This is a genomic window from Wolbachia endosymbiont (group B) of Chesias legatella (assembly GCF_964026945.1).
Lineage (GTDB): Bacteria > Pseudomonadota > Alphaproteobacteria > Rickettsiales > Anaplasmataceae > Wolbachia.
On record NZ_OZ034711.1, the window covers coordinates 1,082,979 to 1,106,065 of the forward strand.

Sequence of the window (23,087 nt, forward strand, 5' to 3'; positions counted from 1 at the left end):
TACTGTTTAAAGCTTTATCGTATCTGCACTAGTAATAAAAATCAATATATATCCTATCGTACAAGCAATCTGAAAATCCATTATACCGCTGCGTTTTGCAGCGGTATCCTGTAAGTGAATTTACGCTTTAGAGTAAGCAGTTTGCTGTCCATAACCTCCAAAATGTTGTTCTGAATAAGAATTATTAAATACACCTTGAGGAGGAGCACTTGGAGCAGTATTAGGATATTGAGGAAAGTAAGTAGGTGGTGCCTCACGATGAGAAGAATCTCCAAAGCTACACTCAGGTCCTCGTTTGTGATAATCATCTACCGCTTCTTCAGCCTTCTTAATATTTTCTGACTCTTTCTCATGCTTCATATGAAAAGCCAAACCACCAGCAAAACATACAAGAGAATTAATACCAAGAATGACTAAACCCCAAATTGGTAAGACTGGGTTAATAGCGCAACCTATCAAAGCTGCTAAAGAAATTGCACCAACTGCAAATTCTATATTTCTGAACATTTTAAGTTTATTATCCAGGTAATCTACCTTTTCTGATTCTCTAGCCGTTTTTTCGCTGCTGTTATACAAATAACACATTAAACCATGAAAACCCATACACACAACTGCAACTACTATACCTAAAGCCAATGATTTCATGTTGTCTTCTGCGTCTTTTTTCTTATCTTCTCTGCTTGGCTGGTTACTACTACCGGAACCAAGGTTATTTATCACTGTAGTATTACCACTAAACAGGCTACGAAGTAGAAAATAATCCCAAAAATCTAAACCTCTACTACTATTATATATATGTATGACTTGAGGGTCTGTAGGTTGTTGCCTATTGCTTCTATCATATTTTGTACTGTTCTGCTCATTAGTTGGATTATTGAGCTTAAATTCCTTATACGCATTTTCAAAACTTTTATCAATCCACTTCTCAATATTTTGCATATCATGAGAACGTAAAAATTCTTGAACACCATTGTCACTGCCATTTTCTTTTATATAGGCAAGTGCATACCTTTTTAAAACACTATTATACATAAAATTTCCCTCTAAATTAGGATTAAATTAATAAAGACTTATTATAACAGAGTAACGTTTTCTTGTCAATTCAACCATACCCTAATACCCAGTTAATATCCTTTCCACCAGTTCTTTTACTGTCGGTACGTAGCCATTCTCATAAAATGGGTCTTGCTTAAATCTGTAAACATTGTGTCCAGAAAACATGAGTTCATTTTCAACATTGCCGTCATGTACAATGTTTTGCAGTGTCTTTTGTATACAGAAACTCCGTGGATCTGGCTTTCGCCCTGTTGAATGGTCACCATGATCTTTCCAATTGCTAAATAAGCAGTGACTCAAACATCCCATGCAATTAATTTGATCTTGTCTTATCTCCGCAAATTTGCTTGGTGTCACAAAAATAACAGTTGTATCTGGAGTTTTCATTGCCTCTGTATAACCTTCCTGAGTCCACTTATCTGCCAGTTCTTTGTCTTGTGCAGTAAGGTAAATCTTTCTACCTCTGCTACCCATTGCAAATTCATTATTAAACTCTCCACTCGCACTTTCTGAAAATTTTATTTGACGTGAATTTCGTTCCTGTAGCTCATGTATGAAGTTATTTTTTACTGCAGATGAATAGAATCCTGTTGGACTAAATTTGTTTAAAAATACATCACCTTCTTCTAAAGTAAGTAACTTCTTTTTCCATTCTGTAGAAATCGGACTTTCTTTTGTTAAAAGTGGACGAGTGCCAAACTGAAAAGCTATTGGTCCAATTTGTAAATTGTCAAACCAATGTTCCCAATCCTTCAAATGCCACACTCCCCCTGCCATAACAATTGGCGTTTCAGTAAGACCAATCTCGTTCATGAAAGATCTAAGCTCTGCAACTCTTTCAAATGGAGCCTGCGGTAATTCTGGGTCTTCACTATTACTCAAGCCATTGTGACCACCAGCAAGCCACGGATCCTCATATACTACTCCACCAAGTAAAAAGGAAGATATTTTTTGATAAGCACGTTTCCATAACGCTTTAAAAGCGCGTGCTGATGAGATAATAGGGTAATAATAAACTTGATATTTAGCTGCAATTTCTCCGAGTCTGTAAGGCATACCAGCACCGCAAGTGATTCCATGAACTAAGCCTTTTGCTTTTTCTAATATGCCATGAAGGACTTGTTCTGCTGCTCCCATTTCCCAAAGCACGTTCATATGTATTCTTCCACGGCCTTTTGATATTTCATTCGCTATTTTTGCTTGACTAACTCCAGCCTCAATACTATACTTAATTAATTCCTCATGTTTTTCATTTCTTGTTTTACCCCTATAAATCAGTGGCACCAACTCTCCATTGTCATCAATAAGTTTAGCATTTGCACCAGAAAATGTACCAACAGCATCTGCTGCAGCAAACGCCCCACTTGATCTTCCATCACTGATTGCAATGCCTTTGCCGCCCTCGATGATTGGCCACACTTCTTTCCCTGAAATCACTATCTTTTTTATCTTATTTTTCAAAATTTCCTCTTAATCTTTCACTCTATTTTACTTAATTACTAAAAAAATCATAGCTTTTCTTTTTATACCTATGCATTCAGTTTTAAATAGGCATAGGAGATGCTATAAATATAGTTTTATAAGAAATTTGCTATATGATCATAGGTTTAACAGGTGGGATTGCAGTTGGAAAGAGCTTTGTAGCCAATTGCTTTAAAGAATTTGGTGCCGCTTTGTTTGATGCCGACTCTGTCGTGCACCAGCTTTATAAAGTGGACAAAAACATAATAAGTTATGCAGAAGAAAAATTTCCTGGGGTGGTAGTAAATGGTAAAATAGACAGAGCAGTATTGTCTGAATATTTTTTAGCCTATGATGAAAATTGGAAACAATTCCAATCTTTAGTGCATTCCGTTGTGCGAAATGAATTAGAAATTTTTATTGCTCAGGAGAAAAAAAATGATAGAAAATCTCTAGTTCTAGACATTCCACTCCTGCTGGAAACGAGATTCCATTTGTATTGCGATTTTATTGTTTTTATCCATGCAGATAGCGCTGTACAAGCTCAAAGGCTCAGTGAGCGTAATATGGATAAAGAAAAGCTGAATCTAATGTCTAGTATTCAGCTACCTATTGAAGAAAAAAAGCAAATGAGCGACTTTATCATCGATACCAGTGCAAATGTTCTTTCTCAAGTGAAAGATATAATAAACTCGTTAGACCTTAACACGTGATACGGTTATTCTCCACAAGATTACTCCGAATCTTAGCTATACTATCAGCAGATTTTACCATTAAAATTTCAAACCTTGAGCCTGCATTCAAAAACGATTCTACTGATCTGCCGAAAAAATCATATCTCCATCCCTTGAATAGTTTATCTATCTGCCCAGATATTGAGCCAGCTAACTCATCTTTTGATGAAATTAACTTTCTTGATATGTTATTTTCCTTACATTTGCTCTCCAAAATAATCGAGAGTATATCAAATACAGATTTATCATAATTATCTGACAGAGTATAATTTTGCTGCACAAATTCCTTCTCATTCTCATTGAAAATATTCATAAATTCTAATAAATCTTCCTCTTTTATATTTTTTGTGTTCCTCTCAAGATCATCTAAAACCTCGTCAATACGCTCCACATTTTTTTCAATAAGACCAATTATTACAGCATTATTAATTACTTTATTACGATTGATGTTATAGCGTTGTGCTAAAGTCTCTTGCCACTCACTCACTGCTTTAACAACTAACATTAGCCTCGGATTTGCTTCATAGTTAAATTTAATCCTCCTCCATGCATCTTTTGGACTATGCAAATACTTATTTATATCAACCAATAATTCCATCTCTTCTTGAAACCAACTCATCCTATTACTTTCTTCAAGTTTATTGCACAATATTTGGTATAGATCATATAGATATACCACGTCGTTTATTGCATAGTCTAGTTGATCCTCAGACAATGGACGCCTTAACCAGTCTGAATTTTTAGCTTTAATTTTATCCAGTGCTATTCCTTGATATTGCTCTACTACTTTTGAATAACCAATAAAGTCATGATAATAATGGCAAAACATAGCAGCAACTTGGGTATCAAAAATAGGAGTGGGAACACATTTAAACACAGTGAGTAAGGATTCTATATCCTGCCGGCAGCTATGAAACACTTTGATTATTCCTTGATTTAGCATCATTTTCTTAATGAATGATAAATCAATTTCTGGCACTAATGCATCTACAATAAAACTCTTCTCTCCGTAAGAAATTTGAATTAACGATAATTTTGGGTAGTAGGTTAAATTATTTCTAATGAACTCTGTGTCCACTGCTATAAATTTTGGATCTTTTGCCATCAATTCTTCACATGCATTCTCCAGCTCCGATGTCGTACTAATTAGCATATATTTTTTATTCAGTGGCTATATTTTACCACTTATATTAAATCTTTACAATTGGTCCAAATTCATAGCACAATTGTATGATAACTAACTCTTCCGTAAGTATACAGTTTTGCCAGACACAACAGTACGTATTACGTGCCCTTTTACTTTGCGTCCATCGAAAGGGGAATTTTTTGATTTACTAGCAAAGTTGTCAACTTTAATTTTCCATTCATGATCCAAATCAACTAAAATTAAGTCCGCTGCAAGGTTTTTCTGTATGCGGCCACGTGGCACATGTATGATATCTGCAGGCTTATATGTCAATTTTGCAAGCACATCAAGTAGACCCATTTGTCCACTATGATATAGTTCAAGTGAAAGGGGCAGCATTGTTTCAAGGCCAACAATACCAAATGCAGCATTTTCAAGTGGCAGATCTTTAGAACTAAGATCATGCGGAGCATGATCGGTTGCAATGCAATCAATCACACCTGTCTTTAAACCTTCAATCATAGCTAAACGATCCTCTTCAGTGCGAAGCGGCGGGTTCATTTTTGCGATTGCTCCGTGTTGTTTTACTATATCTTCAGTTAAAGTAAAGTGATGAGGAGTTACTTCACATGTAACATTTAATCCCAAATCTTTTGCACGTTTAATAGCATCAAGTGAATCTTTTGAAGAGACATGTAAAATATGGTAGTGTACATTTTCTATGTCCTTCATTAGCAGTATATCACGAGTTACCATAACCGATTCCGATTCACTCAAGATTCCCTTTACTCCCAATTCTTCAGAAATCTTACCCTCGTTAATTACGCCACCAGCAGATAGATTCAAATCTTCTGCGTGTTGAGCAATAGGAACACCAAGCATACTTGAATAAAGCAGTGCCTGTCTCATAATCATTGGATTCATAACTGGCATACCATCATCGGTGAACCCAACTGCACCTTCTTCCTTTAAGAGTGCCATTTCAGTTAATTTTTCTTCCGAAGTGGTGATTTTAGCGTAAAATTGAACATTCACATGCGAAGTTTCAAATGCTCTATATTTCAAATACTTAGCCAAGACAACACTATCAATCGCTGGAACAGTGTTTGGCTGGCAAACTACAGTTGTAACGCCCCCTGCAGCTGCAGATTTGCTGCCTGTATGTATAGTTTCTTTATGCTCTTGACCTGGTTCACGAAAATGCACGTGAATGTCAATAAGACCTGGCATTAGAACAAGCCCTTCACAATCTATTGTTTCATCAACTCCACTTGTTGAAAATAATGATTCGCCAAAATCAACAATTTTATCCCCTTCAGTCAATAATGAACCTTTTATATCAAGTTTAGTTTCCGGGTCAATAATACGAGCATTGGTATACGCAATTTTATAGCCTTCCTTTTGCCCTGTCTGCAATAAATTCCAAATCATATTTGAGTATCGATTATAAAATAAATCTAAAGTTTTTTTAGTAAAATACAACCAAATTAAAGTGATGATATAAAACTAGCAATAAAGAATATTTAAATTAATACTCAAGCAGCTATTCTATAACTACCATTTTCGATTTCAACGTTATTAAGTGCGGTATTTGCGTTATAAGAACAGTAACATCCTACTGCAAGAAAAGTTAATGCAGCTACAGCAAGCGAAACACACATTGCTAAATGAACCATTGTTAGACTTGTACCAACAGCAAATGCTCCAGATAATACAAAAGAAACAGAAGCATAATTACCTTGCCTTTTACTATAAATTTTTGCTTTCAAGAATTCTTCATTTAGCTCTTCATCCTTGCTTTCAGATTGTTTCTGTTGAGTTACTTCATCAGTTAGACCTTGCCTTGTATCATTCAGCTGCCCTTCCGGTTCTGTCGCATCTATAAACCATAGGAAAAAAGGTGGGATTATAGGAGTTATGAAGCCATTAACATAGCAAAATTCTCAAAAGTAGAAACATTATTTTAATAATTTGTCTTTTTTGAATCATACGAATATTTTCTATGCCTGTGATGGTAATCTTTGCGAAATGGAAGCTTTTAAACCCAAGCATTGGCTTTATTAGTTTTTTGATAAATCTATCAACAATATTATTTAGATATTTTATTTGAAGAACTGTAATCTTCAGAAATTTCTGCATTCAAATCATCAAGAGCAGCAGTATTACTGCCGCTTTTATCAATTACAATTTTCTCAGGAAGATAGTTACTCCTGAAGGCTTTACGAAAGAATGCAAGTGCTGCAGACTTGTCTCTACTAACACACAAGTCTACAGTATATAAATAAACCCATTTACCGTTTAATTTAATGTAAGTCTCTCCAACTACTACCAACCTGCTTCTTTCTTTTCCTTACTGCCTCATCTATCAGTCGTGATAACCCACCTTTGTAACGTAGCATTTTGCTCCCCTTATACTCATCATTTCTTCCAAATCTCGATAGCTCAAAGAGAATCGACATTTCATGTATACAGATAACATCCGCTGAAAAGCTAAATCCTTTGAAATATGGCAACAATTTTTGATTGATACGAAACATCTTTGCTTTTTTTTAGAGCCTGTACGCGATTTCTGAATATGGTAAGATGAGGTACAGTTGATATGAGGTAAAGTATGAGGAATACATATCCAAGTGACATAAGTTATGAAAAATTCGAAAAGATTAGACTAATTTTAGAAAGCGTGTGAAAGAAAACAAAGCCAAGAAGACTGGATTTATATGAGTTATTTTGCGGTGTGCTTTATGTGCTAAAAAGTGGCTGCCAATGGCGAATGCTGCCAAAAGAGTTTCCAAAATGGCGCAATTGTTACGATTACTTCAAGAAATGGAGTAAAAAAACGAATGAAGATAGAGAAAGTGTTCTAGAAATTGTCTTAAAAAAAATTGGTTGGAGAGAACAGTGGTCGGAATACCAAAACAAGCTTCTGCATCATTGATGCCCAAAGTGTAAAAAATACCGATACTGCTGAAGAAAAAGGTTATGATGCCGGCAAGAAAATTTCAGGGTCACATTGCAGTAGATACGCAAGGTTTGCCGCACGCAATTTATATTACTACGGCTAATATCGGAGATCGTAATGCTGCTGTAGAAATGATTTGTAAAGCAAGAAAAAATCTTTCCGAAGTTCAAAATATACTGGTTGATGAAGGTTATACAGGAGAAAATTTTGCAACTCAAATAAAAACGACTATTGGTGCAACTGTTGAGGTGAAGTGAATTACATACCTTTGTTGTATTGCCAAAAAGGTGGGTTGTGGAGCGTTCTTTTGCTTGGCTGGAAAAGTGTAGACGGTTGTGGAAAAATTGTGAGCGAAAGCTCAATACTAGCCTACAAATGGTTGTTCTGGCTTTTACTGCTTTACTCCTCAAGAGATTATGAACAGGCTCTCAGAGGATTAAATGGAAAGACACCACTACATTACGCTATAGAGTTTAAGCATGGTGGATCTGCTACTTACGAAGAAGAACATTAATCCTTTTGTGGAAGATAATGATGGTAAAACATCTCTTCAAAGAAGGGAAAAAAGCAGAAATATTAAAAGCGCTAATTAATAATAAATACGGGTCAGAACAAGATAACTTACTTCATTTAGCTGCAATGATAGGTGAAGTTAATGCAGTTAGATATTTGATAGGAAAAGGTGTTGACGTTAACGTACGAAATGCTCTGCATCATACGCCATTACATCTAGCAGCAGGTATAGGACATGCAGAAGTTGTAAAGATTTTGATAAGAGAAGGAAACGCTGAAATAGATGTCTTTGATGCGCGAAATCAGACACCAATGCACTATGCAGTTAATAATAAAAAGTTGGAGATAGTAAAGTTACTGCTGAAGCTTGGAGCAGATGTGAATAGTGCACGCATGGGACAAAACTCAATGAAATTGTCACCTGTTCATATAGCTGTAAGTAATACTAATTACGATGAAAGAGATTTGTGTTTGGATATCCTCAAATGCTTAATAAGGGAGCCTAATGCTCAAGTCAATTTGCAAGACTACGAAAATAAAACACCACTACATTATGCTGAAAGACTGAAAACAATAGAAGTTTTACTAACGCGAGAAGATATAGACCCTCTGGTAAAAGACGATAGTGGCAAAACACCATTTGATTACGCTAAACCTGAGATAAAGAAGGCTTTGATAAGTAATAAATACGGTTCTGAAAAGAATAGTCTACTTCACTTAGCTGCACAAAGAGGAGAAATTGAGCTTGTAGAGTCTATTTTAAAAGAAAAAATTGATATTGATATTTCAAACAATAAAGGTCTATCACCGATTTACCTTGCTGCAGAAAAAGGACATTTACATGTAGTAAAATTACTACTGAAAAAAGGAGCAAACTATACACCTGTTCTGCACTTAGCAATCAAGTCAAATAATTTAGAATTGCTAAAAACTTTATTTAAAGAAAAGAGCATCAAATTACCAGATGAGATAGGCAGATCTGTACCAATTTATTATAGGTGTATAGAGCATAGAGATGCAAAAGTAAGAAAATACAATAGTGTGATCTGTGTTTTTACCTCAGTAAGTGCAGTAGCAATGGCAGCATATATAGGTTTAACAGCAGCCACAATAAGCAGTGCGATCATTTTTGCAACAATAACAGGAGTATTTGCGCTTGTTATAGCAATAATGCTAAGTGAGATGAGCAAAAGATATATAGAAAAGGAATTTCAGAAAAAGATGTTTATGGAGGAGTGTAGTTCTACTGTTAATGATATTCAGATAGAACCAATTATGAGTAGATGCAGACAATGATATACGCCACATCTTTTTCTGAAGGTTTAAAACCAGATCCAGAGCTTAAAGTATCAGAGTGGGCAAATGAGTATCGAGTTTTAGCAGCAACTGCAGCATCAGAGCCAGGAAAATGGAGAACAGAAAGAACGCCTTATTTAAAAGAGATCATGGATTCACTATCTCCGTCCTCGCCAGTAGAAAAAGTGGTATTCATGAAAGGAGCACAAATTGGAGGAACAGAAGCAGGTAACAATTGGATAGGCTATATCATCGATCAAACACCAGGGCCAATGCTAGTAGTACAGCCAACAGTTGAAATGGGAAAGCGTTGGTCGAAGGGAAGATTTGCACCACTGATTGAAAGCACACCATGTTTAAAAAGTAAAGTAAAAGACCCAAGATCAAGAGACTCGGGCAATACTGTGCAAAGCAAGGAGTTTCCAGGTGGAATAGTAGTAATAACTGGAGCAAATAGCAGTGTAGGACTTCGCTCTATGCCAGTAAAATACCTCTTTCTTGATGAAATAGATGCCTATCCAGGAGATTCAGGAGGTGAAGGAGATCCAGTTTTACTCAGCATAGCCCGTACTAATACATTTGCACGGCGAAAGATTTTTTTAGTATCAACACCAACGATTCATGGAATAAGCAGAATTGAGAAAGAATTTGAAGCAACAGATAAGAGATACTTTTTTGTACCATGTCCGTATTGTAATTACTATCAAGTATTAAAATGGCCACAAATAAAATGGGAAGATAAAAATCCAAATACAGCACACTATATGTGTATAGAATGTGGTGAAAAGATAGAAAATCATCAAAAGACAGAGATGCTTGAGCGTGGAGAATGGAGGCCTACTAATAGAGTAAAAGGTGAGAAAAAAGGATTTCATCTTTCAAGTCTTTATAGTCCAGTTGGCTGGTATAGTTGGCAACAAGCAGTAGAGGATTTTCTTCATGCAAAAGAAAGTGAACAATTACTGAAGGTTTGGATAAATACCACGCTAGGAGAAACTTAGGTAGACAAAGGAGAAGTACCAGACTGGAAGCAATTATTTAACAGGAGAGAATTTTTTCCCGTAGGCACAGTACCTAAGAGAGAAGTGGTACTTACTGCAGGAGTAGATGTACAAAAAGATCGGTTAGAAGTAGAAGTTGTAGCATGGGGAAAAAGCCGTGAAAGTTGGTCAATAGACTACCGAGTATTTGAAGGAGACACAGGAAGTGGAGAAGTATGGAAAAAGCTTTCAGAGCTGTTAAATCATCATTTTATCGGTGAAAATGGGCTTGAATATATGATAAGTATGATGGCAGTTGATGCAGGATATGCAACACAGGAAGTTTACAACTGGGTAAGAGGTCATCAAGGATCTGGAAGAGTAATGGCAGTCAAAGGTGTAAATAAAGCACTAGTACCACTTAGCAGCCCAAGTAGAGTAGATATAACAGTTGGTGGTCAAAAGCTAAAGAGAGGAATAAAGCTGTGGCCAGTAGGAGTATCGATTTTAAAGTCAGAACTTTTTCAATTACTTAATGTTTTAAAGGACGGTGAAGAAGCTCCAGCAGGATACTGTCATTTTCCAGAGTATGCACCTGAATATTTTAAGCAGCTAACAGCAGAGCAATTAGTCAGCAAGGTAGTAAAAGGATACACTAAACAAGAGTGGCAAAAGGTAAGAGAAAGAAATGAAGTACTGGATTGCCGAATTTATGCGAGAGCAGCATCAATAGCACTGGGAATAGACAGATGGCCAGAGAGTAAATGGAATAGTTTAAGTGAAAAACCAGAAAGTAAAAAATCAAAGAAAATAGTCAAAAGCAAATGGATCAGCAAGTAATAAATGTATAACGAAGATTATTTAATTCAAGTCGAAGAAGCGATAAAGAAGCTGCAAAACGGAGAGCGAGTAGTATCAATTGCATATGGTGACCATGTAGTAAGGTATGCTGAAGTTCAGATAAATGACTTGCTAAGCTTAAGACAACGTATTAAAGCTGAACTGAAAGTTGCAGGTGTGAAGCCAAAGAGGAAAATTGTTTTTTCAACGAGTAAGGGAATTGACAAAATTAATTAAAAATGTAATACTATATAGTAGAAATTTTATAACTATAGGAGTTACATGAATATTAAAGAATTACAAGAAGAACTAGTTGGAAAAATTGCGTTGATTCCTACGGAAAATGATAGAGCTAGTGTTAAAAGAGCACTAGAGATTGTCAATGAGGTAAAAGATCATATTAACGATATCATTGTTTTTGGTGATCAGCGGCTTACAGCTTTAGATTATGTGATTATTGCTGACAGCCAAGGTAGTAATCCAAAAATAAGTGAAAGGCCAAGAATAGGTAATAGAGCATTAAAAGAGCTAGAAGATGCTATTAGAAATATTGGAGGAAAAACATCAGAGGAGCTAGGGCTGGTACGAAACGTCCCCTATAGTCGAGAAGAATTTTTAAGTGCTTCAGAACGAGCATTACAAATTCTTGAAGAGGTACAGAGAGATTCAAATGGTCGAATAGTAAAAGAAAGAATTCGTAATTTGGCTCATTCTGCCCTATTTGCAGGTTCGCTCTACCTAGTCTATACATCTGGAAATTATAATGATGAAGAGTTTTCAATGTCTAGGTATTTAACAGGTATATTTGGAATAGGAGTTTTTACTATGTTGCAAGTATCACAGATCATGAGTTGTTTAAGAGAGCTCACTCTTGGTCAACAGGAGAGACAACCTTTTATGAATTTAGAAAACGCCACTGTGCAACCTAATATAGAAGAAAGGAGTCTATCTTAAATTTAAGTGTACTTCTGGTAAAAATTAAATAGAGATGTACTTGTATAGGAACTGCTTGAATAAATAACAGGTGTTGATAGCTTATTGACTGGATTTTCTAGCAGTTCACTGTAGTTACAAATAGTGCAACAATCTGTTGCGTAGTTAACAATCTAAATGTTACTCAAATCATTCAAACAATTATTCAACAAACCAAAGATAAAAAGCTCAGCGTGGGATGCAGCAGGTTCAGGAAGAAGATTTTTTCACTTTCAACCAGAGTTAGGAAGTATAAACAATTTGCTGTCTCAAAGCCTTGAAACTTTACGTAGTCGATCACGTGATATGGTGAGAAAAAATCCATATGCAGCAAATATCATTGATACGATAGTAAGTAACTCTATTGGAACAGGAATAAAACCGCAATCAAAAGCAAGAGATGGAGAATTTCGAAAGAAAGTGCAAGAGTTATGGCTAAAATGGACAGATGAAGCAGATAGCTGTGGAATAAGTGATTTTTATGGATTACAAGCTCTAGTATGCAGAAGTATGATAGAGGGAGGAGAATGTTTTGTACGCCTCCGAAATCGTAAACACGAAGATGGATCTTCTGTACCATTACAACTGCAAGTACTAGAATCAGAGCATTTGGACAATAAAACAAATCTAACTTTAGCAAATGGTAACATAATTCGTAATGGTATTGAGTTTAACAGGCTTGGTCAAAGAGAAGCTTATTACTTATTTAAAGAACACCCTGGTGAAAATACCTTTGGAGAGTCAGTAAGAGTACCAGCAAATGATGTTTTACATATTTATAGACCATTAAGACCTGAGAGGGGAACCTTGGCTTTCTAACGTGCTTTTGAAGCTTTACGAACTTGACCAGTATGATGATGCAGAATTAGTACGAAAAAAGACTGCTGCGATGTTTGCTGGATTTATTACCAGACTTGATCCAGAAGCAAGTATTTTAGGTGAAGGTGAAGCCAATGAGCATGGTGTAGCTTTATCAGGACTCGAGCCAGGAACCATGCAGCTACTTGATCCAGGAGAAGACATAAAATTTTCAGAGCCGTCTGATGTTGGAGGAAGTTATGAAGCATTCATGAGACAGCAACTGAGGGCAATAGCGATTGGCACAGGGATAACATACGAGCAACTAACAGGAAGGCGTTAATTATTCATCCATTCGAGCGGGATTAATAGAGTTTCGTCGTCGATGTGCTATGCTGCAACACAACATTATGGTATTTCAGTTTTGCAGACCAGTATGGAATAGATGGCTAGAGTTAGCAGTGCTTTGTGGAGAACTGAGTATAGATGAAAAAGTAGTAAAAGCAGCGAAAGAAGAAGTAAAATGGATACCACAGGGATTTGATTGGGTAGATCCACTAAAAGACCAGCAAGCACAGCAAATGGCAGTAAGAAATGGATTTAAGAGTCGCTCAGAAGTTGTTTCAGAATTGGGTTATGATGTAGAAGAAATTGACCAAGAAATAGCAGAAGATCAAAAACGTGCTGATTCTTTCAACCTTCTCTTTGATTCTGATGTGTACTAAATAACACTTGATCTGACACTTTAAAAAAGTAAGTTATAAAATAATAAACAAACAAAAGGAGTGTTAGAAATGAGTACAATACAAACAAAAATACTAAAACCAAAGTTAGGGTTATTGGAGCTAGCAAAACAATTAGGAAATGTATCACAAGCGTGCAAAGTAATGGAGAGATACGTTTTATCGATTCAAGGAATTATATGAAAATGGAGGAGAAGAAGCATTACATGAAATAAGTAAGAAAAAACCTCTATTAGCAAACAGAGTTTCCGAAGATATAGAAAGGGCAGTAATTGCCATAGCTACAGAATTTCCAGCATATGGACAACAAAGAGCTGCAAATGAGCTTAGAAAAAGGGGCATAATAATCTCTGAAGGTGGAGTGAGATCTGTATGGCTGAGAAATGACCTTGAGACCTTCAAAAAAAGACTGAAGGCTCTTGAGGCAAAAGTTATGCAAGATGGAATAATTCTAACAGAGGAGCAACTTGCGGCTTTAGAAAAAGTTAAAGAACAAAGGGAAGCACATGGTGAAATTGAAACAGAACATCCCGGTTATTTAGGTTCTCAAGATACTTATTATGTAGGCAATATCAAGGGTATAGGAAGAATCTATCAGCAAACTTTTATTGATACCTATTCAAGAGTTGCTATGGCAAAGCTTTATACAGACAAAACTGCAATTACTGCAGCAGATCTTCTTAATATACCTTTCTTTGATGGGCAAAACGTACCATTGTTGCGCATTTTGACTGATAGGGGTACGGAATACTGTGGCAAACCAGAAAATCACGCTTATCAGCTATATTTAGGAATTGAAAATATTCTAAAACCAACTCCGCAAACTAATGGCATATGCGAGAGATTCCATAAAACTATGCAAGATGAGTGTTACAATATTATTTTTCGCAAGAAAATCTACAATTCTTTGGAAGATCTGCAGATAGATGTTGATCATTGGTTGCGTTCTTACAATGAGAGCAGGCCTCACTCAGGTAAATACTGCTATGCCTATGCAAACTTTTCTTGATAGCAAACACATTGCTTTTCAGAAAAATATTAGTAGCATTAAACAAGAGACTGATATTAGTTTTAACTACCTCAATTCTTCTGTCAGTTAATTCGTGTCTGTCAGATTAAGTTGTGTCTAGTACAGTTTACGCAATAGGCAACGATTTCATATACTGAGGCTCATTTAAATATAGAGCCTCAACACCATTTAATTTTTGTTTATTTTTTAGTCTATAACGGACTAATAGCCCTGCATGGCTAGCATTTAACTCTGGTAAACTGCAATCCATATATGTAATGCAGTCCGTTTCAGGCTGGAGTTCACTTACTACAGCAGGATTTGATAGCGGTAACAAATTGAAATCAAATAACTGTGTATAAAACTTTTGATCATCTTCGATTATAGCTTTAATATTTTTTTTGCTATTTGCACAAAGTAGCGATATTGCATATGCTTGAGCTTCCAGCTCACTAACCCCATATAACGGCTTATTTGTAGCAAGATTTATACCTTGTGCAGTTGATATACCAACTCTGATTCCAGTAAAACTTCCTGGTCCAACTATCACTGCTAAATGGTCTATTTTATCGTAGCTGTAATTATGCTTATCAAACAAAGTATTCAGTATTTGAAAAAATGATTCTGCATGACTATTGTTTACAGAATTGCGTTCTACAAAACAATTACCATCGTAATCAATTACTGCTATTGAACTACCAGCACCTACAGTATTAATTGCTAGAATGGACATCACTTAAGCTTATCATAGAGCTTTGTAAACATCATAGTGAACGCACCGTTACCCATAACATTTGCTGAAGTTATTATTGGGTCAAACACTATATACAATGCTGTAATTAATGAAAGCATCTCTGGGGAGAATTTAAGATACTTCTCAAGAACAGGCAACATTACTATAACCCCTCCCGCTGGAACTGCAACAATAGCAAATTTAAATAACAGAAAGTAGAGAAGGAAAGTCACATAGTCTGTTGCAGACAATGCACCACCAAAAGTCATTATCATTGATAGTATTATAATAAAAAAGCAATCACCTACTAAATGAAAGCTAGCAGTTATTGGCACAACAGACGATGCTATATCATGCTGCTTTACATTTTTTTTGCTTCCTTCAAGAGTAAGCGGTATAGCTATATTACTAGACATTGTGCTCATTGCAGTAATAAATGCTGGTATCATATTACCTATACTAGCTATCCAGCTTGTGATCTTGAACGAATTTGCTGCTCCATATAAGAGAAAAACATAAAGGTAGGTTGCAGATGATATAATAATAAAAATTATTGAGTAATCCTTAAATATTATGGGTAAAACCTGATCATGTTCCATTTTTAAAGCAAGACCAAGTACAAACATTGGAATAATTGGCGTCAAAAATGTCTTCAAAATAAAGAGAGTTAAATCTAACATTTTGTTCGAGAGCTCTTTGCTTTTTTTTGGTAATATTGTGGACACTAATATGCTTAACACAAATCCACAAGCAAGGGCATAAAAATTAGAAAGCAATGCAGGTATCCTAAATGACCATAAAGGAACAATTGTTTCTTCATATGTTATATCTTGTATTGAATAAGTGTTTTGTGTGATGAAATGCCCAACAGAATAAGCTATTAAACTTGAAGCTAGATTCGACAAGAAAATCGTTATAATAAGTAATAATATAAACTTTATAGCCGACTGCTTAAGATTGTTAACACTACTAAAGATTAATGCAAAAACAATAAAAGGCATTATAAATAGTAAGATCTCTTTTATACTAAGGCTTATTGAATACAAGAAGGTTTTCACTTCCATTGGAACTAGATGACCAAAAAATACAACCGAAGTGATAACAGCAAGTAAGGTTAGTAATTGTAACATATTCTAATATAGCGATATCCTATGGAAATACATATGATAAATTAGCTGCTAAGTAAAGTAAAACTGCCTAAAATATTTGCATTACCTTCTAGTAATTGAATGAGATTTCAAATTACAACGTTTCCACAAAGTATATAATTAACATCCACACCTTTGGTCAAGTTCCATTCACGCTTTATTACATTATATTCCATACCAGTCATATCTTGTAGTGTTACATTGTTTTCCCTTAGATGATTTGCAATTTCTGATGGCTTGAGAAATTTATTCCAATTATGTGTGCCTTTTGGCAGCCAGTTTAATATGTACTCTGCGCCGACTATTGCAAGACAGAAGGATTTAATAGTTCTATTTATCGTCGATATAAAAATTAGCCCTTCTGGCTTCAACAGCTCTATTGCTTTTTTCATGAAAAACTCTAAATTATCGACATGTTCAACCACTTCCATCAACAAAACCACGTCATACTTCTTGTCATTGCTTAGCTCTTCAATGCTAGTGTGTGTGTATTCTATATTTAACCCTACTTTCTTCGCATGCGACTGTGCCACTTTTATGTTTTCCTCACATACATCTATTCCCGCAACGCTAATACCAATACGCGCCATTGACTCTGACAAAATGCCACCACCACAACCAACATCGAGCAATGATAGTTCTTTTAAATCGCATTTTTTTAATTCTTTTATTTTCTCAACGATGTATGATACTCTCACAGGATTCATCATGTGCAATGGCTTGAATTTGCCATTCTCATTCCACCATTCACCTGCTATTTTAGCGAATTTTGATATTTCATCTTCGTTATAAGTTTTTGTGGTTTTTTTCTTGCTAATATTGCTAAGTTTATCAAGGCGTTCTTTATGTCTACTTTCTTTTGAAAATTCTGTTTCGAGGAATTGTTTGACTATGTCTTTTGCTAATCCACTCGCAGTAAACCCTGCACCAAGACAAAGTATATTCGCGTTGCCATGCTCGCGAGCTAATTTTGCGATCTCAACACTATTACATAAAGCAGCGTAGATTCCTTCAAAACGATTTGCCACAGTACTCATGCCCAAACCTGTACCGCAAATTAATATTCCATAATTTGCTTTTTTGTTTGTTATATCTTCTACAACTTCAGCAGCATAGTCAGGGTAGTCTACACTCTTTTGTTCAGCAGTGCAGCCACGGTCTATCACTGTATAATCTAAAGTTTCCAAGTAAGCCTTTATTTCTGATTTTAGTTCATAACCTGCGTGGTCTGAAGCAACTGATATCACATCTGACATATAAGAAATTGCAACTTAAGGGTATTTATATGGGTAATTTATTTTGAGCTTTTTGTCAAGCTCTCCTGATCTTTCTGAATAAATTTCGAGTCAGATATGCATAAATTCTATATAATTTTTATCCTACCACTACTCATTCGGTAAAATGGATCATATAGATATTATAAAGTCAAAATTATTGTTGTCCGACATAGTAGGAAAAAAAGTTAGGTTAATAAAAAGAGGAGATAGTTTTGTTGGACTCTGCCCATTTCATAACGAAAAAACTCCATCTTTTTCGGTCAGCAATGTTAAGGGCTTATATTACTGTTTCGGTTGCTCAGCTCATGGTGATGCGTTTGAATTTATTTCACAAACTGAGGGCTTAAGTTTTAAGGAAGCGTTGGAAAAATTGGCATCTGTTGCAGGTGTTGAGTTACCCAAAAACCTCAGCTTTGCTAAAGAAAATGACAAACTGTTTTCAGCACTGAATTTAGCTGCAAGTTGGTTCGCGCAGAAAAATCGAGGTGTTATGGCTTATTTAAGGCAGCGCAAGATCTCACTCAAAATCATAGATAAATTTAAGATAGGTTATGCACCAAGTTCTGGCTTGAAGGAATATTTGAACTCCTCTGGTATTAAAGACGAGATTTTGATCGATGTTGGGTTAATAAATAAGAATTTTCGTGATTATTTCTATGATCGGCTGATATTTCCTATACACAACATCACGGGCAAAGTTATTGGTTTTGGCGGACGTGCGCTGAACTCTGAGCAACAGCCGAAGTATTTAAACAGCCCAGAGAGTCAGCTCTTTAAGAAAAGAGAAAATTTATATGGATTAAACTTTGCTTTGAGTGAAATACGCAAAAAACAGCATCTATTTGTTGTTGAAGGATATATGGATGTAATAGCACTACATCAAGCGGGAATTAGCAATACAGTTGCTCCGCTTGGTACCGCAATTTCTGCAGAGCAGATAAAAAATCTTTGGAAACTTGCTAAAGAAATTTCTATCTGTATGGATGGCGATAGTCCTGGATGTCATGCTGCTATTCGAATTGCAGAACTTGTTCTGCCGATACTGGAGCCTGGATACACATTGAAGTTCGTGACTTTGCCAAGCAACAAGGACCCATGCGATATATGCAATGAACTAGAATATAAGACGGAAGATGTACTATCCGCTTTTAACCGCTCAACAGAACTGCACTCTGAATATTTATGGCATCACATAATTGGTAGCAATTTGCAAAATTATGAAAAATTTGCTCCGGAAAAATATTCAATTCTTGAGCACAAGTTCATGAAATATGTCAATGCTATCGGTAACAGCAGTATTAGAAGGTATTATAGAGATTATTTTTACAATAAGGTCAGTGAATTAAGAAGAAACTTTAAAAAGCTGATTTTTAATAGCAAAGCAACAAAAGGTGAGTATCTTTACAATAAATCTCCAGAGCTAATTGAAGCAGAGCAAAATCAGGCCATAATTTTGCGTATAGCCGTAGAATTTCCTGAAATCTTGAACCGTCCTATATTTTTTGAGCAATTTTCTCATTTCGAATTTACTAATGAGATGAAAAAATTACAACAGTACGTAATTAATATGGTAACTAATGAGAGCAACTTTAATAAAGAAATTCTGCTACAGGAGTCTAGTGTTATAAAGTTTATATTTGAAAAAACTAGCGTACTAAATAGTCAATTAAGTGAGAAGAGATCGGCAGAAACTGTCTGGAATAACATAGTATTACGGAAAGAATTAAATGTATTACAAGAAGAAAAAATTAAAGCAAGGCTGGGCGGTAATTTTGACTTAGAGGAAAGGCTAATAGAACAAATAAAGCAAATAGAGGATAGTATACAAGAAATGCAAATGGAATTTATTCAAAAGTAGATGGCTTAAGATGTTCAAAATTATTAGAAAAACACTGTATTAGTAGTTGCTTAAAATAGCTTATTCTAGTATATTTCTGGTTTGTTCAACTACGATAAGTGTTTTCATTTCTTCCTCTTATTATCTTTCTAGCCTTATACCTTGGAAGTGGTATTTATTTTTCTTTTATCGGACTTGGTAATCCTCTTCATCAAATTTCACCGTTAGTTTGCTTATTACCAGCATTATTTTTTGCTGTTCTATTCAATAAAAACAAAATTCAACATAGTATTGATACTCTTATAAAAGGTATGGGTAATAAAACTACTCTTACCGTATGTTTGATTTTTCTATTTGCTGGAGCATTTTCTACTGTTACTGAATCGCTTGGTAGTATAAATGTTGTTACTAACTTAACTATTCGATTTCTTCCAGCAAGATTATTACTTCCTGGAATGTTTTTACTTTCTACTTTTATTTCAAGTGCAATCGGCACATCAATCGGAGTTATTGCACTTATAACACCAATAGCTGTTAATTTAGCACAAAATGGAGCTTTTGATTGTGCAGTGGGTGTTGGAGCTGTGATAGGTGGGTCTATGTTTGGCAGCAACCTTTCAATGATATCTGACACTACTATTGCTGCTACTTCTTCACAAGGAGCTTCAGTAAAGGATAAAATAAAACTCACTTTCAAGACAGGATCTGTTACAGGTCTTATAATACTTATTTATCTAGTAATAATTTCAAATAGTACAGAAGTTGTTTCTATCTCAAGTCTGAATTATTTATCCATAGTCAAAATTATCCCTTATATATCTTTAATAATTATGGGTTTATTTGAAATAAACACTCTGGTAACATTAGCTATTAATATGGTTATTGCTGGGATATTAGGAATAGCTTTTTTTGATTATTCTCTTATTGAATATTCTCGTGACATATATAGGGGTTTTTATAAGATGAATGAAGTAATGATATTTATTCTCTTCAGTAGTGGATTAAGCCACTTAATGTACGAATACAGTCAGAAAAAGATAGATAAATTCACCGATGAGGTGAATCTCACAAGAAGTCAAGCTGAACTTATGATTGCAGGAATATCATCTTTGTTTACTATTTTAGTTTCCAGCAATGTTGTTGCTATTTTATTAACTAGTAATATTGCGAAAAGGCTTGCGCAAAGATATAACATTGCACCACACCGTAGTGCGTACTTATTAGAGATATTTACTTCTATCACAAAAAGTATCTTACCTTATGGTTCTCACGTATTACTAGCAAGCAGCATTGCCTCTCTGTCACCTATCATCGTACTAACAAAAGTATATTATTGTTTTGTTTTTGCAGCAGTTGCGATAGGTGAAATAGTGATTAATGACAGACGTCATGTGGTTGTAGCTCCTCAATTACCATAAACAACTCTTCTGTAGCTTTGTGGAAATTATGCTAACCATGGATGGCTTTCTTGCATAGTACTAACAGACATATGGTTTTAGAGTATCATTATAGGGATTTGGTATTAATAATTCAGGAATACTGGGAACATATAAATTCATAAAGGGTTTTGAGTTTTTTTGCTCTACCAAATGATCTTTACGAACTTGTTATTTATTATAAATGCAATAGGATATACTATATGAGATATGATAGTAAATATAGGTCCTAATAGGAATATAGATGACAAGAGATAGGCAATGGAATTACAAAGAGTTTGCAAATATTAGTTATTATTTGTAGAATATAGAGAAATTAGTAGAGATTTTAATAGTATGCCATCCGTTACTTTTATTTTACCTGATGGAAGTAAGAAAAGTTATGAAGCTGCAGAGGGAGAAACTCTTCTTAATTTAGCCCATAGAAGTGATCCAGATCTGCTTGAAGGTGCATGTGAAGGTTCTCTTGCTTGCTCTACATGCCATGTGATTGTTGATCCAAAATTTTATGATGTTGTAGAAACACATAATCCTATATCTGATGAGGAAAATGACATGCTGGATCTAGCTTTCGGTTTAACAGAGACATCGAGGCTTGGATGCCAAATAAAAATCACAAAAGATATTGACGGTTTGTGCGTAACCGTGCCCAGAGGTACAAGAAATATATCATTAGATAAATAAGAGGATAATGCGTAAAATTTTTATCTATATTCTCATCTCCTTACCTTTGTTTATTCCTCTAGCGTATAGTGGTTTTTGGTATTTTTCTGCATTTAAGGTAAAAAGTCTTTTAACTGATTACATTAATGACGAAAAAGTTGATATTTCACATGATTTTAAGGGATTTCCTTTTAACCTAGTTTTTCGTGTAACGAATCCAAAATTTTCTAATGAGCAATTAACTGTTTCATCTGAAGCTTTAATGATAAAAAACAGATTATTTGATAAGTCAGTATATATCTATATACCAAGCAATAAAGTAAACATTGCTGTCCGTAGTGATGAGAAAAAGAATATAAAGTGTCACACACACGTGAGTAGCCACTTTGTTGTTAAACTAAATGATTTACTATCTTCATTAAAATTCAACAGAAATAGCACTGTAATAGAATATATAGATACATTTCGTTACGAAGATTATGGATTAAAATGTGATGTTTTAGAAAATCAGCAAAGTGTTATAACTGAAGTGAATGATAAAAGTAATTACATTCAATTTCACTTTGATAAAGAACTGAATGAAAATACTAAACTAGAATTTGATTTTTATACTTACCGTTATAAACATACTGCAAGTCCTGAAAATTACCTTAGTGTCGACGCTAAATTAGATTATGAATTTGTAAACCATATTTCAGCTTCTAAGATTAATTTCAACATAGAAAAATTTTTGATTGAGAGTAATAACTTTTCTATTGCTGCGAATGGTGGAGTAAGTAATTACAATTTAGTTACATCTTCATTTGAAGATAAAATCAATGTAGCCATATCAAATTATAAAGAATTAATTTCGTTTGTGACTAATGATTCAAAGACTGCAGATAAATTGGAAAAATCAATATCTTCCTTATCAGAAAAAATCACTGATAACGACATTCAATTTTCAATAAAGTACGACAATAATGTAGGTTCAGGCTTTATTGGAAAATTATCCACTACTGATTTTATCACTCAATTCACCAAGAATGAGAATAGTAATTAGCTTACTTTTTACATTGATATTCCATTTAAGCATAAATGCTTTTACTTTGGATGATAAACTAAGAGACGAAAGTATGGAAGAGCGAGCAAGTAGCTTATTTGCAGTAATAAAGTGTCCAGTATGCTCTGGTGAATTATTATCCGAATCTGAGTCTCAAGTTGCATATGGTATGCGTAAGACAATTCGCAAGAAGATCAGTGATGGATATACTAACGAGCAAATAGTTTCAGAGTTAAAAAATTCTTATGGAGATTCAATTATCATTGTACCACCTGTAAAATCTAGTACCTACATTTTATGGTTTATTCCTTTTATAATTCTTCTTATTGGATGTTTTCTAATACGAAAATCAGTTCAGAAAATAGATAAAGTAGTAAAAAGATAACTATAGAGTAAAAGTGAGTTTACAACAAATGCAAGTAGCTACTATACGAACATGAGTTGGGAGTGTTAAATAAACCATA

Annotated in this window: 15 protein-coding genes and 7 pseudogenes; 13 read left to right on the forward strand and 9 right to left on the reverse strand. The window is 34.8% G+C overall.

Translation table 11 applies throughout. The features are described from left to right. Positions 1 to 120: 120 nt before the first annotated feature. Together AAGD65_RS04985 and AAGD65_RS04990 are read right to left on the reverse strand one after the other, a co-directional pair. Positions 121 to 1,032, reverse strand: a complete 912-nt coding sequence (locus AAGD65_RS04985; RefSeq protein ID WP_264683292.1) for a hypothetical protein — start codon at positions 1,030 to 1,032, stop codon at positions 121 to 123. An 81-nt stretch (positions 1,033 to 1,113) separates the two neighbouring features. Continuing rightward, on the reverse strand, positions 1,114 to 2,517 hold the full coding sequence (locus tag AAGD65_RS04990; protein ID WP_264683291.1) for an NAD(P)H-dependent flavin oxidoreductase: 1,404 nt from the start codon (positions 2,515 to 2,517) through the stop codon (positions 1,114 to 1,116). 134 nt (positions 2,518 to 2,651) lie between these two features. Here AAGD65_RS04990 and coaE point away from each other — a divergent pair, with 134 nt between their 5' ends. Then, on the forward strand, positions 2,652 to 3,230 hold the full coding sequence (coaE, locus tag AAGD65_RS04995) for a dephospho-CoA kinase (protein WP_264683290.1): 579 nt from the start codon (positions 2,652 to 2,654) through the stop codon (positions 3,228 to 3,230). Here coaE and AAGD65_RS05000 read toward each other — a convergent pair. From AAGD65_RS05000 to AAGD65_RS05015, 4 genes and pseudogenes are all read right to left on the reverse strand, one after another. Then, positions 3,220 to 4,404, reverse strand: a complete 1,185-nt coding sequence (locus AAGD65_RS05000) for a ribonuclease D (protein WP_264683289.1) — start codon at positions 4,402 to 4,404, stop codon at positions 3,220 to 3,222. The two genes, coaE and AAGD65_RS05000, sit on opposite strands and share 11 nt — an antisense overlap. An 84-nt stretch (positions 4,405 to 4,488) precedes the next feature. Next, positions 4,489 to 5,808 (reverse strand): dihydroorotase, encoded by a 1,320-nt coding sequence (locus AAGD65_RS05005; RefSeq protein ID WP_264683288.1) that lies wholly within the window; start codon positions 5,806 to 5,808, stop codon positions 4,489 to 4,491. 104 nt (positions 5,809 to 5,912) lie between these two features. After that, positions 5,913 to 6,119, reverse strand: a pseudogene (locus AAGD65_RS07000) (hypothetical protein); the annotation flags it as partial. 173 nt (positions 6,120 to 6,292) lie between these two features. Next, positions 6,293 to 6,914: pseudogene (locus AAGD65_RS05015) on the reverse strand (IS6 family transposase). A gap of 74 nt (positions 6,915 to 6,988) precedes the next feature. On the opposite strand from AAGD65_RS05015, the pseudogene AAGD65_RS05020 reads away from it, so the two are divergent. The 7 genes and pseudogenes from AAGD65_RS05020 (at position 6,989) to AAGD65_RS05050 (ending at position 14,578) form a co-directional block, all read left to right on the forward strand. Then, a pseudogene (locus AAGD65_RS05020) lies at positions 6,989 to 7,756 on the forward strand (IS5 family transposase). Then, a pseudogene (locus AAGD65_RS05025) lies at positions 7,716 to 9,145 on the forward strand (ankyrin repeat domain-containing protein). Before AAGD65_RS05020 ends, AAGD65_RS05025 begins: the two co-directional pseudogenes overlap by 41 nt. Further along, a pseudogene (locus AAGD65_RS05030) lies at positions 9,142 to 10,965 on the forward strand (phage terminase large subunit family protein). Before AAGD65_RS05025 ends, AAGD65_RS05030 begins: the two co-directional pseudogenes overlap by 4 nt. 3 nt (positions 10,966 to 10,968) lie before the next feature. After that, complete coding sequence (locus tag AAGD65_RS05035) at positions 10,969 to 11,202, forward strand: gpW family protein (protein ID WP_264683287.1); 234 nt, start codon at positions 10,969 to 10,971, stop codon at positions 11,200 to 11,202. A 45-nt stretch (positions 11,203 to 11,247) separates the two neighbouring features. Then, positions 11,248 to 11,919, forward strand: a complete 672-nt coding sequence (locus AAGD65_RS05040) for a hypothetical protein (protein WP_264683286.1) — start codon at positions 11,248 to 11,250, stop codon at positions 11,917 to 11,919. 156 nt (positions 11,920 to 12,075) lie between these two features. Next, positions 12,076 to 13,460 (forward strand): annotated as a pseudogene (locus AAGD65_RS05045) (phage portal protein). A gap of 69 nt (positions 13,461 to 13,529) precedes the next feature. After that, a pseudogene (locus tag AAGD65_RS05050) lies at positions 13,530 to 14,578 on the forward strand (IS481 family transposase). A 36-nt stretch (positions 14,579 to 14,614) separates the two neighbouring features. Here AAGD65_RS05050 and tsaB read toward each other — a convergent pair. The 3 genes from tsaB to ubiG form a co-directional block, all read right to left on the reverse strand. Next, positions 14,615 to 15,220 (reverse strand): tRNA (adenosine(37)-N6)-threonylcarbamoyltransferase complex dimerization subunit type 1 TsaB, encoded by a 606-nt coding sequence (gene tsaB, locus AAGD65_RS05055; protein ID WP_264683410.1) that lies wholly within the window; start codon positions 15,218 to 15,220, stop codon positions 14,615 to 14,617. Further along, positions 15,220 to 16,350: a dicarboxylate/amino acid:cation symporter gene (locus tag AAGD65_RS05060; RefSeq protein ID WP_264682419.1), complete on the reverse strand. Its 1,131-nt coding sequence runs from the start codon at positions 16,348 to 16,350 to the stop codon at positions 15,220 to 15,222. Before AAGD65_RS05060 ends, tsaB begins: the two co-directional genes overlap by 1 nt. 107 nt (positions 16,351 to 16,457) lie before the next feature. Beyond that, the gene (ubiG, locus tag AAGD65_RS05065) at positions 16,458 to 17,624 is read right to left on the reverse strand and encodes a bifunctional 2-polyprenyl-6-hydroxyphenol methylase/3-demethylubiquinol 3-O-methyltransferase UbiG (RefSeq protein WP_010401578.1); all 1,167 of its coding nucleotides are present in this window, start codon (positions 17,622 to 17,624) and stop codon (positions 16,458 to 16,460) included. A 145-nt stretch (positions 17,625 to 17,769) separates the two neighbouring features. Here ubiG and dnaG point away from each other — a divergent pair, with 145 nt between their 5' ends. The 5 genes from dnaG to AAGD65_RS05090 all read left to right on the forward strand — a co-directional run bounded on the left by dnaG (position 17,770) and on the right by AAGD65_RS05090 (position 23,008). Beyond that, complete coding sequence (gene dnaG, locus AAGD65_RS05070) at positions 17,770 to 19,503, forward strand: DNA primase (RefSeq protein WP_264682418.1); 1,734 nt, start codon at positions 17,770 to 17,772, stop codon at positions 19,501 to 19,503. 98 nt (positions 19,504 to 19,601) lie between these two features. Next, complete coding sequence (locus AAGD65_RS05075; protein ID WP_264682417.1) at positions 19,602 to 20,900, forward strand: Na+/H+ antiporter NhaC family protein; 1,299 nt, start codon at positions 19,602 to 19,604, stop codon at positions 20,898 to 20,900. Between the two features lie 354 nt (positions 20,901 to 21,254). After that, positions 21,255 to 21,602, forward strand: a complete 348-nt coding sequence (locus AAGD65_RS05080) for a ferredoxin family 2Fe-2S iron-sulfur cluster binding protein (RefSeq protein ID WP_006013713.1) — start codon at positions 21,255 to 21,257, stop codon at positions 21,600 to 21,602. Positions 21,603 to 21,609: 7 nt separating this feature from the next. Beyond that, positions 21,610 to 22,623: a hypothetical protein gene (locus tag AAGD65_RS05085; protein WP_264682415.1), complete on the forward strand. Its 1,014-nt coding sequence runs from the start codon at positions 21,610 to 21,612 to the stop codon at positions 22,621 to 22,623. Continuing rightward, entirely contained in the window at positions 22,607 to 23,008 is a 402-nt protein-coding gene (locus tag AAGD65_RS05090) for a cytochrome c-type biogenesis protein CcmH (RefSeq protein WP_010401557.1), read from the forward strand. The genes AAGD65_RS05085 and AAGD65_RS05090 overlap by 17 nt, the downstream gene beginning before the upstream one ends. The last annotated feature ends 79 nt before the right edge of the window (positions 23,009 to 23,087 follow it).

Excerpts from the sequence above, each read along its gene's own strand:
- AAGD65_RS04985 (WP_264683292.1), bottom strand. The coding sequence starts at position 1,032 with ATGTATAATAGTGTTTTAAAAAGGTATGCACTTGCCTATATAAAAGAA.
- coaE (WP_264683290.1), top strand. The coding sequence starts at position 2,652 with ATGATCATAGGTTTAACAGGTGGGATTGCAGTTGGAAAGAGCTTTGTA.
- AAGD65_RS05000 (WP_264683289.1), bottom strand. The coding sequence starts at position 4,404 with ATGCTAATTAGTACGACATCGGAGCTGGAGAATGCATGTGAAGAATTG.
- AAGD65_RS05005 (WP_264683288.1), bottom strand. The coding sequence starts at position 5,808 with ATGATTTGGAATTTATTGCAGACAGGGCAAAAGGAAGGCTATAAAATT.
- AAGD65_RS05035 (WP_264683287.1), top strand. The coding sequence starts at position 10,969 with ATGTATAACGAAGATTATTTAATTCAAGTCGAAGAAGCGATAAAGAAG.
- AAGD65_RS05040 (WP_264683286.1), top strand. The coding sequence starts at position 11,248 with ATGAATATTAAAGAATTACAAGAAGAACTAGTTGGAAAAATTGCGTTG.
- tsaB (WP_264683410.1), bottom strand. The coding sequence starts at position 15,220 with ATGTCCATTCTAGCAATTAATACTGTAGGTGCTGGTAGTTCAATAGCA.
- AAGD65_RS05060 (WP_264682419.1), bottom strand. The coding sequence starts at position 16,350 with ATGTTACAATTACTAACCTTACTTGCTGTTATCACTTCGGTTGTATTT.
- ubiG (WP_010401578.1), bottom strand. The coding sequence starts at position 17,624 with ATGTCAGATGTGATATCAGTTGCTTCAGACCACGCAGGTTATGAACTA.
- dnaG (WP_264682418.1), top strand. The coding sequence starts at position 17,770 with ATGGATCATATAGATATTATAAAGTCAAAATTATTGTTGTCCGACATA.
- AAGD65_RS05080 (WP_006013713.1), top strand. The coding sequence starts at position 21,255 with ATGCCATCCGTTACTTTTATTTTACCTGATGGAAGTAAGAAAAGTTAT.
- AAGD65_RS05085 (WP_264682415.1), top strand. The coding sequence starts at position 21,610 with ATGCGTAAAATTTTTATCTATATTCTCATCTCCTTACCTTTGTTTATT.
- AAGD65_RS05090 (WP_010401557.1), top strand. The coding sequence starts at position 22,607 with ATGAGAATAGTAATTAGCTTACTTTTTACATTGATATTCCATTTAAGC.